Raw genomic sequence first — 16,057 nt, forward strand, 5'->3', positions numbered from 1 at the left:
ACTGGTGGAGCTGGGGGGCAGGTGGTTCGTCCTCAACCTGGCTCCCCATCACGAGACCGCGGCGCGCCTCCTGGGGGCCGGGCGATATTACCTGCTGGAGTGAAGGGGGTGCGGAATGTGGGCGCTAAGGCCCTGGCCCTGGCCTTCGGGGCCACCCTGCCTTGGCCAGGGCTACCCCGGCTAGCCCTGGCGCCAGAAGACCCCAGGGCTCTTTCCTTCGCCACGGGGGAAGGGGTGAGGTGGGAGGGGGAGGACGTGGCCTTGGCCTTGGTGGTGTTACGGACGGGGGTGGGGGAGCTCCCCTTGGACTTTGGCAAGGCCAAGGGAGGGGTGCTGCGGCCCGTGGGGGTTAGGCTTTGAGGGATCCGTTTCCTAGGTGCATTGCTGTTTTCCCAGGTGCTCGAGGACGTAGGAGGCTTTTTCTAGAAGCTTTGAGACGCGGAATACCTTGGCGTCAAATTTTCCCTGCTGGTCGTCGTAGTAGTATACCTGCCAAAGGTGAGCCTGGGTTTTTACGAGCGACCCCGCGTTTAGGGGATCGATGAAGCTGCTTCTATAGTCGCGGATGAGCTCCAAGGAAATATTCCCGGTATACCAATATCGATCGCTTTTCACTTCCAGACATACGGTTTCTCTTCCGTTTTGAACACGAAAATCAAAATCGCTCTTCTCTCCAGGCGACGGGCGCGTGTAGGATAAACCCGACTCTTTAAGCCATCTTTCCGTGTACCTTTCAAAGGCGTGTTGGATATTGGCTTCGCGGTGATCGATATTTCCTTCCCGCGCGAGCTTCTCCAACGTCCTCTTGATCGACAGAACCCCCTCCAGATCTTTGTTTTCCATGTGCAACTGGCAAAGCAGATGTTCCTCTAAGTTGGTGGGGTTTTGGGGAGGCTCCTCCCACACCCATTCTTGGGGCAAGAGCAGGAAAACCCCCTTTGCGCCATCTGGAGATGGCGTTTGATTGAACAAGATCCGTATATTTTTGCCCCCCATTTCCCCCTCAAGAGGGAGTTGGTGGTTTTCCCAAAGCTCCGCAACTTTTTGCCAGATAACAATCTGGATCCCTTTCATGCCTTGCGCAAAGGATATGCCTTTTCCCAGAAAATGTCAACTCGTTCTTGGGTAGATTTCCTTGACGTTCGGTTCCTTCCCGTGAACCTAGGGTTGAAGCGGCGGGAGTTCTGTGAGGCGGTGGGGGAACTCAGGCAGGGAAAGGCCCCGACCAGGTGCAAGCGGGGCAGAAGCTAATAAAGAGTGTCCGGTTCAACAGGTTCAAAGGGATGGCTCCTGCGCCGTGGGTGTGTCTGGCTGGGGTACGAGGGGGTTGCCCAGATAATCTTGCGTATTTTGAGAAAACCATGATAGGATGGCCTCGCCCGAAAGGGCGAAGCTGAAGCTGGTATGCCTCCCCCACCGCTCATGGAGCGGTGGGCTATAAACTTTCTCACGCCCCCGGGCTAAACTGAGGGTGCCCGGAAAGGGGCGGGCCGATTATGGAAAGGGTGGCCATATTTATTGACGGCTCCAACCTCTACAAGGGGTTGGTGCAACACCTGGGCTCGGACTATCGGCTGAACTTTGTGGAGTTCATCACCCTTCTCACCGCTGGGAGGCGGCTTCTTCGCGCCTACTACTACAACGCCCCCCTGCCCCCAGAAGACCCTGCGGCCAAGGCCCACCAAAGCTTCCTCAATTACCTGAAGCGGGTACCCTATGTGGCGGTGCGCCTGGGGCGGCTGGAGCGCCGGGCGGACGGTTTTGTGGAAAAGGGGGTGGACATCCAGATCGCCATTGACATCCTGCGCCTGGCCTACGCCGACGCTTATGACGTGGCGGTTTTGGTTTCGGGGGATGGGGACTTCGCCGAGGTGGTGCGGGTGGTGCAGGACATGGGCAAGCAGGTGGAGAACACCACCTTCCACGCCCTTTCCTCCCACCGCCTGGCCCAGCAGGCGGACCGCTTCTACCCCCTGGACGATTTTCCCTGGGAGAGGCTTAGGGCGCCAAGCCTCCCCCAGGCTCCCGAGGGCGGGGAGGGCTAGAGGAGCTCCTCGGGGCGGAAGAAGAGGGCGATCTCCCTTTGGGCGTCCTCCGGGGTGGCCGAGCCGTGGATCACGTTCTCGTCGATGGTGGTGGCGTAGTCCCCGCGGATGGTGCCCGGGAGGGCGTCTTTGGGGTGGGTGGCCCCCATCATCTTGCGCACCTCGGCGATGGCGTTGGGGCCTTCCAGGACCATGGCCACCACCGGCCCTGAGGTGATGAAGCCCACCAGGCCGGGAAAGAAGGGCTTTTCCCGGTGTTCGGCGTAGTGCTTTTCCGCCAGTTCCTGGGAGAGCTTGAGGGCCTTTAGCCCCACGATGCGGAAGCCCTTGCGCTCAAACCGGGCGAGGATTTCCCCCACCAGGCCGCGCCGGAAGCCGTCGGGTTTGATCATGACGAAGGTGCGCTCCATACCCCTAGGAGTCTACCAGGTCCTCAGGGGCCTTTGAAGTAGCCCAAGAGGATGTAACCCACCACCAGGATCCAAAGGGCGATGAGGAGCACGTCCCGCCAGCCGATGCGGGGGCGTTTTTCCGGTTCTAAGACCTGGGTGGGGAGCTCGTCGGGCTCCTCCCCCAGTTTTAGGCGCACCGGGGCCCCCCGGGCGGCCTCGAGGGGCAGGGCGTAGGGCCGGTTCCCAGCGGGGAGCTCCTCCGGCACCCGCACCACGATGGCGCTCACGTTGTCGGGACCGCCCCACTCGTTGGCCAGGGCCACCAGGCGCTGGGCGGCCTCCTGGGGAGGGAAGGTCTTGAGGACTTCCTTCAGGGTGCGCTCGTCCAGCACCCCGGAAAGCCCATCGGTGCAAAGGAGAAACACGTCTCCTGGCTCCAGCTTGAGCCCCAGGAGGTCCACCCGGGCCTGGGGGAAGGAACCCAGGGCGTTGGTGATCACGTTGCGCCAGCGGTGGGTCCGGGCCTCCTCGGGGGTGAGGAGGCCTTGGCGCACCCTTTCCGCCACCCAGGAGTGGTCCTCGGTGAGGAGGGAGAGCTCCCCTTGGCGGAGGAGGTAGGCCCTCGAGTCCCCCACGTGGGCGATGAGGGCGTAGGGGAGGTCCAGGACCAAGCAGGTGGCGGTGGTGCCCATGCCCCGGTTCTCCGGGCGCTGGGCCTCGTGGAAGATGCGCTCGTTGGCCCGCTCAAAGGCCTCCAGGAGCGCTTTGGGGGAGGGTTCCTTGTCCTTCAGGTGCTCCAGGATGGTTTCCACCGCCAGCCTGGCCGCCACCTCCCCGGTGCGGTGCCCCCCCATCCCGTCCGCCACCACGAAGGCGCCGCCCCAAGGGGTGAGGGCGTGGCCCACGGCGTCCTCGTTCTTGGGGCGCTTGCGGCCGGGGTGGGTTTCCAGGGCAAAGGAGAGCTCCGGCACGGGGGGATTTTACCGCATAACCTTGACGCATACCGCATAGGGCGGTATCTTAAAGGTAAGCCCGGGCCCCAAAAGCCCGGCGGTTTTGTTTTGGGAGGGCGCCATGCGCTTTGAAAAGATCGCCCCCTACACCTACCGCATCCCCAAACAGGGCAAGATGCGGGTGGACGCCGTCTTCTTTGCCTCGGAGGAGATCCTCAAGGACCTGGAGGGGGAAAACTACGCCTCCTTGCAGCAGCTTATGAACGTGGCCACCCTGCCCGGCATCGTGGAGCCAGCTTTGGCCATGCCCGACATCCACTGGGGCTACGGCTTCCCCATCGGCGGGGTGGCGGCCTTTGACCCGGAGGAGGGCGGGGTGGTGAGCCCGGGTGGGGTAGGGTTTGACATCAACTGCCTTCCCGCAGGAACCCGCATCCTGGCCCATGACCGCTACACTCGGCCCATAGAGGAACTCGCCCAAGAGCGGGATCCCCTTTTGGTGGCCTGGCGCTTAGGGGAGCGCCCCGAGGCGGCGCGCGCCCTTTTCCTCCTTTCCCGGGAAGGGGAGGAGCTGGTGCGCCTCCGCACCGAAGGGGGCTTTGTCCTCGAGGCCACCCCCGACCACCCGGTCTACACGCCCGCAGGGATGCGCCCTGCGGGCGAACTGCGGCCGGGCGACCTGGTGGCGGTGCACCCCTTCCGGGGGCTCCCGTACGAACCGCCCCCTCCCTTGACCCTTGTGGGGGAGGAGGTGGCGGAGGCTTGGGCTAAGGAGCTGGGCTTTCCCCGGGCCCTTTCGGAGCTCCGGGCGCGGGGGCTTCTCCCCCTTAAGGCGGACCACCCCCACCTGCCGGCCCTTTTGCGCTTGATGGGGTACGCCCTGGGGGGTGGGACCCTGTACCGCTCTGGGGGAAGGGCCTACCTCCTCCTCTACGGGGAAAGGGAAGGTCTCCTGGAGGCCAAGGCCGATCTGGAGCGTCTGGGCTTCCGGGCGGGGGGGCCTTATCTGCGCCGGCGCCACCCCGGCTCCCGGGGCCGGGCCTTTTCCAGGGAGGAGGCTAGGCTTAAGGTATCCTCTCGCGCCCTCTTTCTCCTCCTCCGCGCCCTCGGGCTTCCCGAGGGGGCCAAGCGGGGGCCTGGGCTTCCCCTCTGGCTTTTTGCCCTTCCCTCGTGGCTTAAGGCCAACTTCCTGGCGGGGCTTTTCGGGGCGGGGCTCTCTGCGCCCAGGGCGGTGAGGGGCCATGGCCACACCCTCATGCCCCCACTCCTCTCCCATTCCGGGCGTGGAAGCGCCCTGGAGGAGGGGCGCGCGTTCATGCAGGACCTCGCCCGGCTGGTTGCCTCCTTGGGGTTGGAGGTGCAGGACCTGCGGGAAGAGGCGGATTGGGAGGGGCCAAAGGACCCTTCCCCCCGCTTCGAGCTCCTCCTCCGGTCCACCCCGGAAAACCTGGCCCGGCTTTACGAGGAAGTAGGCTACGCCTACGCCCCCACCAAGGCCCGGCTAGCCTTTCTGGCCGCCTTTTACCTTCGGAAGAAGGAGGCCTACCTGGCTGGGCGGGGGGCCCTGGCCGAGAAGGCTTGGGCGCTGCGCCGGGCGGGCTATTCGGTGGAGGCCATCGCCCCCGGGCCTGGGGCCTTCCGCCGCTTCGCGGAGCCCACCCATTACGAGGAGCGCCCTTCCCTCCCTCTCCAAGGCTTTCCCACCTTCCCCGAGTTCGTGGCGGTTTCCGAGGGCATGCTCTTTGACCCGGTGGTGGCCGTGGAGCGGGTACCCCATGGGGGAAGGGTTTACGACCTTTCCATGGCCCATCCGGACCACAACTTTGTGGCCGAAGGGTTCGTGGTTTCCAACTGCGGGGTCCGCCTTTTGGCTTCCCACCTCACCCTGGAAGACCTCCTTCCCCGCCAGCGGGAGCTCGCCGACGTCCTTTACCGCCTCATCCCCTCGGGGGTGGGGAGCGAACGGCGGGACGTGCGCTTCAGCAAGCGGGAGCTCAAGGAGATCCTGAAGGAGGGGGCAGGGTGGCTGGTGAAGCGGGGGTTCGGCTACCCCGAGGACGTGCGCTTCATCGAGTCTGAGGGCCGCCTGCCCTGGGCCAACCCCGACAAGGTTTCGGAAAGGGCCTTTGAGCGGGGGGCTCCCCAGATTGGCACCCTGGGAAGCGGAAACCACTTCCTGGAGGTGCAGTACGTGGACGAGGTGTACGACCTCGAGGCCGCGGAGGCCTACGGGCTCTTTAGGGGCCAGATCACCGTTCTCATCCACACGGGAAGCCGGGGCCTGGGCCACCAGGTCTGCCAGGACTACGTGGAGCGCTTCCTCAAGGTGGCCCCTCGCTACGAGATCGAGCTGGTGGACAAGCAGCTGGCGGCGGCCCCCATCAAGAGCCCGGAGGGCCAAGACTACCTCCAGGCCATGGCCGCCGCCGCTAACTTCGCCTTCGCCAACCGCCAGCTCATCGCCCACTTCGTGCGGGAGGCCTTTGAGGCGGTGGGTTTTACCCCCCGGGACCACGGCCTGAGGGTCCTTTACGACCTGGCCCACAACAACGCCAAGTTTGAGGAGCACCGGGGGCGGCGGGTCCTGGTCCACCGCAAGGGAGCCACCCGGGCCTTTGGCCCCGGCAACCCCGAGATCCCCCCGGAGTACCGCCAGGTGGGCCAGCCCGTCCTGGTGCCGGGGGACATGGGCCGCTACTCCTACGTCCTGGCGGGCACGGCCAAGGCCATGGAGGTTTCCTTCGGCTCCAGCTGCCACGGGGCGGGGCGGAAGATGAGCCGCCACCAGGCCAAGCGGGTGGCCCGGGAGCGCAACCTGGTGAAGGAGCTGGCGGAACGGGGCATCCTGGTGCGGGCCGCCACCCGGGCCACGGTGGACGAGGAGATGCCCGAGGCCTACAAGGACGTCTCCCTGGTGGTGGAGGCGGTGGAGGGGGCGGGGATCGGCAAGAAGGTGGCCCGGCTTCGGCCCCTCATCGTGGTGAAGGGGTAGCCATCCGCCTCTCAGAAACGCCTGGTTGGATGGAAGGATGAGGCGGCTAGCCCTTCTTCTTTTCCTGGGTCTAGCCCTGGGCCAGACCCTTCTTCCCGTTGGCCAGCTTGGCCTCACCTTCCGGGAAGAGGGGGGGGCCTGGGTGTACGAGGGGGGTGGGAAGCGCTGGGTGTACGTGCCCGGGGTGGGCTGGGCCGAGCCTTTGGGGGCGGACCTGCCCGCCCCGGAAGGGGAGAGGTTTCCCTTGGAAACCCTAAAGGCCCTGGGCTACTTCCGGGTGCCGGAGGCCGGGGTGCGCTTTGGGAACCAGGGGCGCGCCTTCCGGTTGGTCCTGGACCTTCCCGCCCCCTCTTCCCAAGGGCCCCAGGAGGGGACGGGGCGGGAAAGCGCAAGCCTCCTCCTTCCCTACTTGGCGCCCCAGGCTTTGGAGGTCCCTTGGCCTAAGGGCCTTTCCCCCTCGGTGCGGCTCCTTCCGGAGGGCACGGAGCTAACCCTTTCCGCCCCCGGTAAGCTCCTTCGCTATCGGCTTTTTTACCTGCAAAACCCGCCCCGCCTGGTCCTGGACCTCTATCCCTTGGCCCCGGAGGTGGAGGAGGTCTTGACCGTGGGGGTGCGCTACCGCGAGGCCTGGGCCTTCACCCCGGAGCCCCTAAGGCTTTACCTGGTGGAGGCGGAAGGGGGAAGGCTTCTGCCCGTGGGCACCCCGGGGAAAAGGGCCCTTCCCAAGGACCTGGCCCCGGGGGCCCTGGCCGTCCTGAACGGGGGCTACTTTGACCCCAAGACCGCCACCCCCATTGGGCTTTGGGTCCAGGACGGGGTCACGGTCTCCTATCCCTTCGGCCGCGCCGCCCTGATGTGGGACGCGTTCACCTTCTTCCTGGGCCTTCCCCGCTTTGAGGCTGTGGTGGCGGGGCCAAAGGGGGAGAGGGTGCGGGTGGGGGTGAACGCCTCGAGGGCCCGCTACACCGCCCACACCGTGCCGGGCCCCGTGGGGCGGGAAGGGGAGGAGGTGGCCCTGGTGCGGGGGGACCGGGTGGTGGCTCTCCTGCCCGCTCCCGCGGAGCTTCCCCCCGGGGTCTGGGCCCTCACCTATCCCCGGAATGCCCCGCCCTTTCCCTTGGGCCTGGGGGACCGCCTAAGCCTCTACGGGCGGCTAGACCCTCCCTTCCGCTACGCCCTGGAAGGGGGGCCCCTCCTTGTCCGGGAGGGCCAGTACGCCTTTGACCCGGCCCAGGAGAACTTCAAGGACCCAAGGCCCCTTTTGGCCGTGGCCCCCCAGGCGGCGGTGGCCTGGACCAAGGAGGGCAGGCTTTGGCTTGTGGTTTCCGAGCCCACCACCCCGGGGGTTCTGGCCCGGGCCCTTCTCGCCTTGGGGGCCTGGAACGCCCTCAGGATGGACGGGGGCGGCTCGGCCCAGCTTTGGGTGAAGGGGATGCTGCGAAGCCCTTACCCGGGGAGCCCCCGCCCCGTGGTGAGCGCCCTGGCCCTGTTTGCGCCATAATCCCCTTGTGGGCCCCGGGTTCCACCGCGCTTACGCCAGCCGCCTGGCCTGGCGCCACCGCCTCCTCTTGGCCCTGGGCCTCGCCCTCTTGGGCCTTTTCCACCCCCTGTTTGCCCTCCTTTCCCCCTTGGGTCTCCTCCTACCCAGCCGCCTTTGGGAGGGAAGGGCCCTAAGGGAGATCACCCGGGTAACCCTCGCTTACCCCACCGCCTTGGCCTACGGGGAGGAAAGGCTTTGGGCGGAGGTGAGGAAAGCCCCCCTAAGGCTTCCCCCCTTTCCCCATGGGCTTTTACTCCTCTACCTCCTGGCCTTGCTCTTGGCCCTTCTCCTCGCCGCCTGGCGGGCGGAAGGGGGTGCGGCCCCGTGGGCTTTGCCCAGCCTGGAGCGGCCCGCCCCGCCCCAAGGGACTTCCGGGGCAGAAGGGCAAGGGGAGGGTTCCCCAGCCCCTGGGGGGGAGGCCCGGGGGAACGGAACATCCCAGGAAGGGGAAGGGATTTCGGGGAACGGGGCGCCCCCAGGGGAAAACCCCGCGCCTTCCCCAGGAAGCGGCGCGCCCCAGGGGGAGGGGGGGCGGGAACGCACCCCAGCCTCGGATGGGGCTAGGGGGGAGAAGGCTTCCCCGGGCTCTGGGGCAAGGGGGGTAGGCCCGGGCCCAGGGGACACCCAAGAGGGCGCGCCCGTGCTCCCCCTGGCCCCCCTGGGGCAGGAAGCGGGGCTTCTTTCCCCAGGGGAAGGGGAAGGCGCCCTCCTGCCTTCCCCTTGGACCTCGGGGGAGCCCCCCGAAAGGGTGCGGCGGGGAGTGGAGGTCTATTTGGAAAAGACCCCCTTGCCCCCCGAGGCCCGCGAGCTCATCCAGCGGTATTTCGCTGCCCCCTGAGGAGGGCCAGGGCCTCTTCCAGGGAAACGGGGCCCACCTCGAGGCGCTCCGCCACGGGAAAAGCCCCCAAGGACCCCCCGTGGCCGAAGCGGGCCCCCACCTTGAGGTCCACGTCCTGGAGGAGGGCCCGCATCTTGGCGTGCTTCTCCTCCCCGTGCTCCTTGGCGTGGGGGTTTTCCCGCACCTCCAACAGCCGGAGGGTTTCCCCTTCCACCTCGTAGATGGCGTAGCGGGGGGCGTGGCCGAAGGGCCCAGGGTAGACGCGGCCTTCCTCCTTGCCTAAAGCGATGGCGACGCGCATAGCTTTAGGATACACCCCAGGGGTAAAGGTCATTCCTCCCGCCGCCACTCCCCGCTTTTCCCCCCGGCCTTGTGGAGGAGGCGCACCTGGGAGATCACGAGCCCCTTGGAGGCCGCCTTGAGCATGTCGTAGACGGTGAGGGCGGCCACGGCGCAGGCGGTTAGGGCCTCCATCTCCACCCCGGTTTCCGCCTTGGTGCGGGCCGTGGCCTCTATGCGCACCCGCTTGGCCTCCCGCAGAAGCTCCACCTTCACCTCCACCCCCGTGAGGGGAAGGGGGTGGCAGAGGGGGATGAGGTCCGCCGTCTTCTTGGCCCCCTGGATGCCGGCGAGTTGGGCCACCGCCAGGGGGTCCCCCTTGCCCACCCCGCCCCGTTCCAAGGCCAAGAGGGCCTCCTCCGTGAGCTCCACATAGGCCTCGGCGGTGGCGGTGCGGAAGGTCTTAGGCTTTTCCGTCACGTCCACCATATGGGGCTTGCCGTCCTTGAAGTGGGTGAGGTCCATGGTCCCAGTGTAGTACCCTGGGGACAAATGCCCAAGGAAGGCGTCTTGGTGGTGGGGGCAGGGATCTTGGGATTATCCGCCGCCTATTTCTTGGCCCGGAAGGGCCTTCCGGTGCTGGTCTTGGAGCGGGAAGCCCCCCTTTCCTGCACCAGCGACAAGTCCACCGAGTGCTACCGGGTCTTCTGGCCCGGGGAGGAGTCCCTGGCCGCCTTGGTGGCCCATAGCCTAGCGTGCCTCGGTTCCTTGGCGGAGGCGGCCCGGATGAAGCCCCGGGGCTACCTCTACCTGGGCCAGGCGGAAAACCTCCTCGCCCTGGCCCAGGCCGCTTCCCACGCCGGGCCCTTGCGGGTCCACCGAAGGGCCGCCACCTACCCCCAGGGGGCGGAGGCGGGGATGGACCTCCTCTTGCCTGGGGCCTTGGGGGAGGTTTTCCCTTACCTGGCCCACCTGAAGGCCAAGGCGGGGCTCCACGTGCGAAGGGCGGGCTGGCTCTCTGCCCAGGGCCTGGGAATGGCCCTGCTGGAGGCCTTGCGGGCGGCGGGGGGACGGGTGGTGCGGGGGGAGTTTTTGGGCTTGGAAGGAAGGGGCTCCGCCCGGGTGCGGCTGGAGGGGGAGGAAGCGGTGTGGCCCTTTCTCGCCCTGGTCCTGGCTCCTGGCCCTGGCCTCCTGCCCCTCTTGCGGGGGCTGGACCCCGGGCTTCCCGTGGTGGCCGAGCCCCACTTCAAGGCCTGGTTTCCCGACCCCTTGCGCCGCTTTCCCCGGGAGGCTCCCCTCCTCATCTGGAACGAGCCCGGGGAGATTTTCTCCCTCGAGGAGCGGGCCCTTCTCGAGGAGGCGGAGGACCTCGCCCCCCTCCTCGGCCCCTTGCCCCCGGGGGCCCACGGGCGGCCCGAGGGGGAAGGGTTCCTCGCCCTCTACAACCCCTGGCCCCGGGCGGAGGAGCCCCGGGCCTGTGGCCCCACCCCGCCTTCCTGGGCGGGGGAGGTGGCCCTACGGGGCCTTTTCCCCATCTTGCCAGGCCTTAGGGCCTACCTGGGGGTGCGGCCCCGGGTGGACGGGGGGTACTACGTGCGCACCCCCGAGAACCTGCCCCTTTTGGGTCCCGTGGCCGAAGGGGTTTACCTCCTCGCCGCCTTTTCCGGCTACGGGGTCATGGCCGCCTTGGGGGCCGGGGAGGTGCTGGCCCGGATGGTCCTGGGAGAAGCCCTTCCCCCTTGGGCCACTACCTTCTTGCCGGCCCGCTACCGCGACCCCGATTACCGCCCCCTGGGGGCGGCGGCCCGGGCGCAGCTTTAGAGGGCGAACTCCTTGAGAAGGCCTTCCAGGTCCAGAGCCTCCTTCTGCCCCTGGGCAGGGTAGACCTCGGGGTAGCGGGGGAGGTAGGCCTTGAGGCGCTCCTCGAAGGTGGGCACCTCCGCCTTCCAGAAGACCCCAGTGGGGATCCTTTCCCCCCACTCCGCCGCTTTTTCCTGGAATTTAGCCATTTTCTGGTCCAGCTCCTCGGGGGAAAGCCCCTCGGGGACATAGGGATCGTAGCCCTCCTCCTGGAGCCTGTAGAGCCTGGGGGCGAACCACTCCTTGGTGTGCAGGTCGTTGTAGGTGGGGCAGGGCTGGAGGACGTGGAGGAAGGCTAAGCCCTTGTGGGCGATCCCCTCCTTGATGAGCTCTTTCAGGCCCTTCACGTCGTAGGCGTAGCCCCGGGCGATCCAGGTGTACCCCGAGGCGAAGGCCAGGAGGAGGGGGTTGATGCGCCCTTGGGGGTTGGGCTTGGGCAGGCTTTTGGTCTTCTCCCCCAGGCCCAGGGTGGGGCCCGCCTGCCCCTTGGTGAGGCCGTAGACCTCGTTGTCGTAGAGGATGTAGAGCATGTCCACGTTCCTTCGGCCTGCGGCCACGAAGTGCCCCGCCCCGATGCCGAGGCCGTCCCCGTCCCCGCCCACCGCCACCACGGTGAGGTGGGGGTTGGCCAGCTTGGCCCCCTGGGCGATGGGCAGGACGCGCCCATGGAGGGTGTGGACGCCGTAGACGTTCAGGTAGTGGGGGGTCTTGGCCGAGCAGCCGATGCCGGAGAAGACCACGGTTTGGCTTGGGTCCTTCTTCAGCTCAAAGAGGGCCATCTGGAGGGCGGAGAGGATGCCGTAGTCCCCGCAGCCCGGGCACCAGTCGGGCTGCTTTTCCGCCTTGTAGTCCGCCAGCTTAAGCTCCACCATGCTAGACTCCCTTCCTCAGGACCAGGCGCCCGGGGGCTGTCCCCGCGAGCACCGCTTTGAGCGCCTCCACCGCCTCATCCAGGGTGATGGGGCGGCCGTTGTACTTCACCACCCGGTGGTGGACCTTCTTCAGGGTTTCCTGCTGCACCAGATCGGCGAGTTGCCCGGAGTAGTTGTGCTCCACGGTGACGAGCCGCTTCCCCTCCAGGAGGGGGCCGATCTCGGGGAAGGGCCAAAGGAGCCTGAGGTGCAAATACCCCACCCCGGGGAGGTGGTCCAGGGCCTCCAGGAGGGTTCCCTTCACCGTGCCGAAGCCCAGGACCAAGACATCCCCGTCGCGGTAGAGGGTGTACTGGTCCTCCAGGGGGATTTCCCGCCGGGCGGTGCGGAGCTTCTCCATGCGCTTTTCCATCTGGTACTCCCGGAGGACGGGGTCTTCGGTGATGTGCCCCTCGAGGTCGTGCTCGTCCGAGGTGATCCAGTAAAAGCCCCCTGGGGTTCCCAAGGGGATGAAGGGGGAGATCCCGTCCTCCGCGGGGGCGTAGCGCTCGTACGGGCCAAAGCCCTCTCGTGGCGCCAGCCGTTTTTCCCCGTTTTGGGGAAGGGGCGTGAGGGCCTCCTTGGGAAGGCTTTGCGCCATGGAGGCCAGGAACTTGTCCAGGAGGTGGACCACCACCGTCTGGTACCGCCAGGCCCAGGCCAGGGCCTTTTGGGCGTCCAGGAAGGCGTCCAGGATGTCGCCGGAGGCGAGGACCAGCCTGGGGTACTCCCCGTGCCCGCCCCGGATGGCGAAGAGGAGGTCCCCCTGCTCCGTGCGGGTGGGTAGCCCCGTGGAGGGCCCGCCCCGCTGGTAGAGGGTCACCACCAGGGGGGCCTCGATCATCCCCGCGAAGCCCATCCCCTCGGCCATGAGGCTGAAGCCGGGGCCGCTGGTGGCTGTGGCCGCCTTGGCCCCGGTGAGGGCGGCGCCCACGGCCATGGTCACGGCGGCGATCTCGTCTTCCGTCTGCACCACGGCCACGTCCGCCCCTTGGAAGGCGGTGTGGGCCTCGAGGTAGACGCTTTCGTCCGTGGCCGGACTGATGGGGTAGTAGGTCTGGAAGCGGAGGCCCCCGGCGAGCTTCCCCAGGGCGGCGGCCTGGGCCCCGGTGAGGTAGACCCGGCCCGGCTCGTAGCCGTTTCGGTGGAGGGAAAGGGAAAGCCGCGGCACCTCCTCCCGGTAGACCGCCTGCGCCACCTTCTCGTTAAGCTCCAGCACCTTGCCCCTAAACTGCAGGGCCAAGGCCTCCAGCAAGGGCTCTAGGGGAAAGCCCAGGAAGTGGAGGCTGGCCGCCACGGCGATGGTGTTCAGGGTGCGCCGGGCCTGCAAAGAGGGCACCTCGAGCTCCGCCCCGATGCGGTCCGCCACCTCCTCGTAGGGGTAAGGCAAGGGTTGGACGCCGGCCTCGGCGTAGGCGGCGAGGATCTCCTTAAGGCTTGGGTCCCTCTTGCCGAAGCGGGTGGCCAAGGCCTCCTGCACCCGGTGGTCCAGCATGGGGAGTTTGTGCACCGTGAGGTCCAGCACCTTGGGGTCGTAGAGGAGCACCCCTCCGGGCCGTACCTCGTCCAGGTGGCGGGCCAGGGTTTCCCCGTCCAGGGCCACCAGGAAGTCCACCCTTTCCCGGAAGGCCCCCACCGGTTTTCGGGAAAGGCGCACGTCCAGGTAGGAGTGCCGCCCCATGATGTTGGAGTGGTACTCCCGCTTGGTGGCCACCCACCATCCCCCCTTGGCCACGGCCCGGGCGAAGAGGGTGGCCGCCGTTTCTATCCCGCCCCCTTGGGGGCCGCCCACGCGCCAAGTGAACTCTTCCATAAGCCCTCCTTGGTTCAGGACTACGCTACTCCTTATGCCTCGGGTTGGCTAGGGGCATTTGCCCAAATCACTCCTCCTGGTCCGCTCGGTGGAGCCGTTTGCCCCAGAGGGTCTGGGGCGCATGGTGCTCCAGGACCAGGGCCCGCACCACGGGGTCTTCTATGTGCTCTGCGGCGTAGAGGGCATGGTGGCGGCGCACCTGGAAGGCGCCGAGAAGCCCGGAGCGCAAGGGGTAGGGGGGAAGGGATGGGGCGAAGAGCCCGGTGAGGATGCGCTCCACAGGGCGGTAGGGTCTCAAGGCCTTGCCGGCGTCGTGGAGAAGCGCGGCCCGCACCACCTCCGGCGGGGCCTCCGGGTGGGCTTTCAGGAGGCGGCGAGCTACCCGCACCGCATGGGCCCGGTCCCGGGGGTCCATGGCCAGGTAAAGGGCCCGCTCCTTTCCCTTTAAGAAGGCCAAGGCGAAGCCATCTTCCGGCGCCGCCTTTTGGGGGAAGAAGGCCAGGAAAAGGCGAAAAAGCCGCTTTTTAAGCCGGGCGAGCCGGCTTGCCATTCTAGATGAACTTCTTCAGCATGTTGGCGATCTCTTCGGGCTTCTTGGGGTCCACCTTGCCCTCAGAAACCTCGGTGGCGCAGACGTTTAGGAACTCGTGCAAGATCAAGGTGGCCGCCGCCTCCATGGCTTTCTTGGTGGCGGTCATCTGGGTGAGGACCTCGTCGCAGGGGCGGCCTTCCGCCACCATCTTCTGCAGGCCCCGAACCTGGCCTTCGATGCGCCTTAGACGCTTCAGGATGTTCTCCACGGTGTCCTGTCCCAGCTCGGTGGTCTTGGTCATGGGGCCATTATATACCACTACCCCCTATGCTGTCTTCGCTCATGGGTTCCTCAGGTTCCGTGGCCTTGGGCTTGCGCACCCAAAGGAGCCTTCCCCCCAAAAGGCGGGCGATCTGGTGAAGGCGGGTTTCGGGGTCTTCCGGGGGCGCCTCGTCCTTGGGGGCTTCTTCCGGGGCCTCCTTGGGGGGAGCCGCCGGGGGGGGTTCTGGGATGCGGGGGGTGGGTTTGGGAGGAAGGCTTACGGGCTCAGGGCTTTTTTTTTCCAGGACGAAGAGGACCTCCTCCACGCCGAAGTGCTCCTGGGCCAGGGGCAAAAGGGCCGCCCTTTGCTCCTCGGCCTTTTTGTGGTGGAAGGCCTTGCTTTCGGGGAAGCGGAGGTAGAGGGTGGACCCCACCACCTCGGGCCTGGCCTCCCGCACGAAGGCCCGCAGGGTAGGCCGAAGGGCCTCCAAAAAGGTGCGGAAACGAGGGGTTAAGTCCTCCTCCTGGCGGGGTGGGGGTGCGGGGGCTGAGGGGTCGGGCTCGAGCAAGGGGGGTTCTGGGGCTTGGGTCTTGGGCGCCTCCTCCTGGACCTGGGGGGGAGCGAAGGCGACGAGGAGGGCCGCCTCGAGGGCCAGAAGATCGGAGCGCCGGGCCAGGCGTTCCAGGGCCTCGTCCAGCCGGGTGAGGGCGGCGAGGAGGGCCTCTGGGGGAAGGGCGAGGGGCCTTCCCGGAAGGCCGTAGGCGGCGTAAAGCGCCTCCCGCAAGGCTTCCATAAGCCCGCCCACCAGGGTTCGGGGAGCGAAGCCTTGGGCGTAGAGCCTCCGCGCCGCCTCGAGCCCCTCCTTGACCCGTCCTTCCCCGAGGGCTTGGGCCAGGCCGAAGAGGGCCTCTTTGGGGGGAAGGCCCAAGGCCTCCTCCACCTTGGCCCGGGTGAGGGGGTCTTCCAGGAGGAGAAGGCGGTCCAGAAGGCTTTCCGCATCCCGCATGGCCCCGTCCGCCAAGCGGGCCAAGAGGAGGAGGGCCTCCCGTTCCGCTTGCCGGCCCAGCTCCTTGAGGATGCGCTCCAGTTTGGCGGCGATCTCCTCCTCCGTGAGGCGGCGGAAGCGGTAGTGCTGCGTGCGGGAGAGGATGGTGGGGGGCATCCTTTCCGGCTCCGTGGTGGCGAAGACGAAGAGGACGTGGGGCGGGGGCTCTTCCAGGGTCTTGAGGAGGGCGTTGAAGGCGCTTTTGGAGAGCATGTGGGCTTCGTCCAGGATGAAGACCTTCTTGGGGGCGGAAAGGGGGGCGAGGAGGATCCTTTCCCTAAGCTCCCGCACGTCCTCCACCGAGTTGTTGCTGGCGGCGTCGATCTCCACCACGTCGGGGTGGGCGCCTTTTTGCACCGCCTGGCAGTGGGCGCAGGCCCCGCAGGGGCGCTCCTCCCCTTGGCACCCCACGGCCATGGCCAGGAGGCGGGCGGTGGTGGTCTTTCCCACCCCGCGGGGGCCGGAGAAGAGGTAGGCCTGGGCTAGCCGCCCTTCCCGGATGGCCCGGGTAAGGGGTTCCTTCACGTGCTCTTGGCCCACCACCTCGGCGAAGGTGAGGGGGCGCACCCGGCGGTAGAGGGCGCTCACAAGGGCT

General features: G+C 67.2%; 15 protein-coding genes and 2 pseudogenes. 7 read left to right on the forward strand and 10 right to left on the reverse strand.

Going from position 1 to position 16,057, the window contains the following annotated elements:
- Positions 1 to 111 precede the first annotated feature (111 nt).
- A pseudogene (locus tag ABXG85_RS11470) lies at positions 112 to 360 on the forward strand (16S rRNA (cytosine(1407)-C(5))-methyltransferase RsmF); the annotation flags it as partial.
- Positions 361 to 372: 12 nt separating this feature from the next.
- Here ABXG85_RS11470 and ABXG85_RS11475 read toward each other — a convergent pair.
- Positions 373 to 1,074, reverse strand: a complete 702-nt coding sequence (locus ABXG85_RS11475) for a hypothetical protein (protein WP_353513766.1) — start codon at positions 1,072 to 1,074, stop codon at positions 373 to 375.
- Positions 1,075 to 1,496: 422 nt separating this feature from the next.
- On the opposite strand from ABXG85_RS11475, the gene ABXG85_RS11480 reads away from it, so the two are divergent.
- Positions 1,497 to 2,045: a LabA-like NYN domain-containing protein gene (locus ABXG85_RS11480; RefSeq protein WP_039459654.1), complete on the forward strand. Its 549-nt coding sequence runs from the start codon at positions 1,497 to 1,499 to the stop codon at positions 2,043 to 2,045.
- Here the strand turns inward: ABXG85_RS11480 and ndk are convergent.
- Both ndk and ABXG85_RS11490 read right to left on the reverse strand, forming a co-directional pair.
- Entirely contained in the window at positions 2,042 to 2,455 is a 414-nt protein-coding gene (gene ndk / locus ABXG85_RS11485) for a nucleoside-diphosphate kinase (RefSeq protein WP_353513767.1), read from the reverse strand. The two genes, ABXG85_RS11480 and ndk, sit on opposite strands and share 4 nt — an antisense overlap.
- 23 nt (positions 2,456 to 2,478) lie before the next feature.
- Positions 2,479 to 3,408, reverse strand: a complete 930-nt coding sequence (locus tag ABXG85_RS11490; protein ID WP_353513768.1) for a PP2C family protein-serine/threonine phosphatase — start codon at positions 3,406 to 3,408, stop codon at positions 2,479 to 2,481.
- A 103-nt stretch (positions 3,409 to 3,511) separates the two neighbouring features.
- Between ABXG85_RS11490 and ABXG85_RS11495 the strand changes: the two are divergent.
- The 4 genes and pseudogenes from ABXG85_RS11495 to ABXG85_RS11510 all read left to right on the forward strand — a co-directional run.
- A pseudogene (locus ABXG85_RS11495) lies at positions 3,512 to 4,015 on the forward strand (RtcB family protein); the annotation flags it as partial.
- Between the two features lie 1,110 nt (positions 4,016 to 5,125).
- A complete protein-coding gene (locus ABXG85_RS11500; protein ID WP_353513804.1) occupies positions 5,126 to 6,382 on the forward strand; it encodes an RtcB family protein in 1,257 nt (418 codons plus the stop codon).
- A gap of 37 nt (positions 6,383 to 6,419) precedes the next feature.
- Positions 6,420 to 7,883, forward strand: a complete 1,464-nt coding sequence (locus tag ABXG85_RS11505) for a phosphodiester glycosidase family protein (RefSeq protein WP_353513769.1) — start codon at positions 6,420 to 6,422, stop codon at positions 7,881 to 7,883.
- Between the two features lie 7 nt (positions 7,884 to 7,890).
- Positions 7,891 to 8,760, forward strand: coding sequence for a hypothetical protein (locus ABXG85_RS11510; protein WP_353513770.1), 870 nt, complete (start codon positions 7,891 to 7,893; stop codon positions 8,758 to 8,760).
- On the opposite strand, the gene ABXG85_RS11515 is transcribed toward ABXG85_RS11510, so the two are convergent.
- A complete protein-coding gene (locus tag ABXG85_RS11515; RefSeq protein ID WP_353513771.1) occupies positions 8,732 to 9,061 on the reverse strand; it encodes a NifB/NifX family molybdenum-iron cluster-binding protein in 330 nt (109 codons plus the stop codon). The genes ABXG85_RS11510 and ABXG85_RS11515 overlap by 29 nt on opposite strands.
- 29 nt (positions 9,062 to 9,090) lie before the next feature.
- On the reverse strand, positions 9,091 to 9,564 hold the full coding sequence (moaC, locus tag ABXG85_RS11520) for a cyclic pyranopterin monophosphate synthase MoaC (protein WP_353513772.1): 474 nt from the start codon (positions 9,562 to 9,564) through the stop codon (positions 9,091 to 9,093).
- Between the two features lie 27 nt (positions 9,565 to 9,591).
- On the opposite strand from moaC, the gene ABXG85_RS11525 reads away from it, so the two are divergent.
- Positions 9,592 to 10,860 (forward strand): NAD(P)/FAD-dependent oxidoreductase, encoded by a 1,269-nt coding sequence (locus tag ABXG85_RS11525; RefSeq protein WP_353513773.1) that lies wholly within the window; start codon positions 9,592 to 9,594, stop codon positions 10,858 to 10,860.
- Here the strand turns inward: ABXG85_RS11525 and ABXG85_RS11530 are convergent.
- The 5 genes from ABXG85_RS11530 to dnaX form a co-directional block, all read right to left on the reverse strand.
- Entirely contained in the window at positions 10,857 to 11,771 is a 915-nt protein-coding gene (locus tag ABXG85_RS11530; protein WP_353513774.1) for a 2-oxoacid:ferredoxin oxidoreductase subunit beta, read from the reverse strand. The genes ABXG85_RS11525 and ABXG85_RS11530 overlap by 4 nt on opposite strands.
- A gap of 1 nt (position 11,772) precedes the next feature.
- Positions 11,773 to 13,623, reverse strand: coding sequence for a 2-oxoacid:acceptor oxidoreductase subunit alpha (locus ABXG85_RS11535; protein ID WP_353513775.1), 1,851 nt, complete (start codon positions 13,621 to 13,623; stop codon positions 11,773 to 11,775).
- 67 nt (positions 13,624 to 13,690) lie between these two features.
- Entirely contained in the window at positions 13,691 to 14,173 is a 483-nt protein-coding gene (locus tag ABXG85_RS11540; protein ID WP_353513776.1) for a phosphohydrolase, read from the reverse strand.
- A gap of 1 nt (position 14,174) precedes the next feature.
- On the reverse strand, positions 14,175 to 14,456 hold the full coding sequence (locus ABXG85_RS11545; protein ID WP_039459634.1) for a metal-sensitive transcriptional regulator: 282 nt from the start codon (positions 14,454 to 14,456) through the stop codon (positions 14,175 to 14,177).
- Between the two features lie 7 nt (positions 14,457 to 14,463).
- Entirely contained in the window at positions 14,464 to 16,050 is a 1,587-nt protein-coding gene (dnaX, locus tag ABXG85_RS11550; protein WP_353513777.1) for a DNA polymerase III subunit gamma/tau, read from the reverse strand.
- Positions 16,051 to 16,057 lie beyond the last annotated feature (7 nt).

It is taken from the genome of Thermus sp. LT1-2-5, from assembly GCF_040363165.1.
GTDB lineage: Bacteria > Deinococcota > Deinococci > Deinococcales > Thermaceae > Thermus.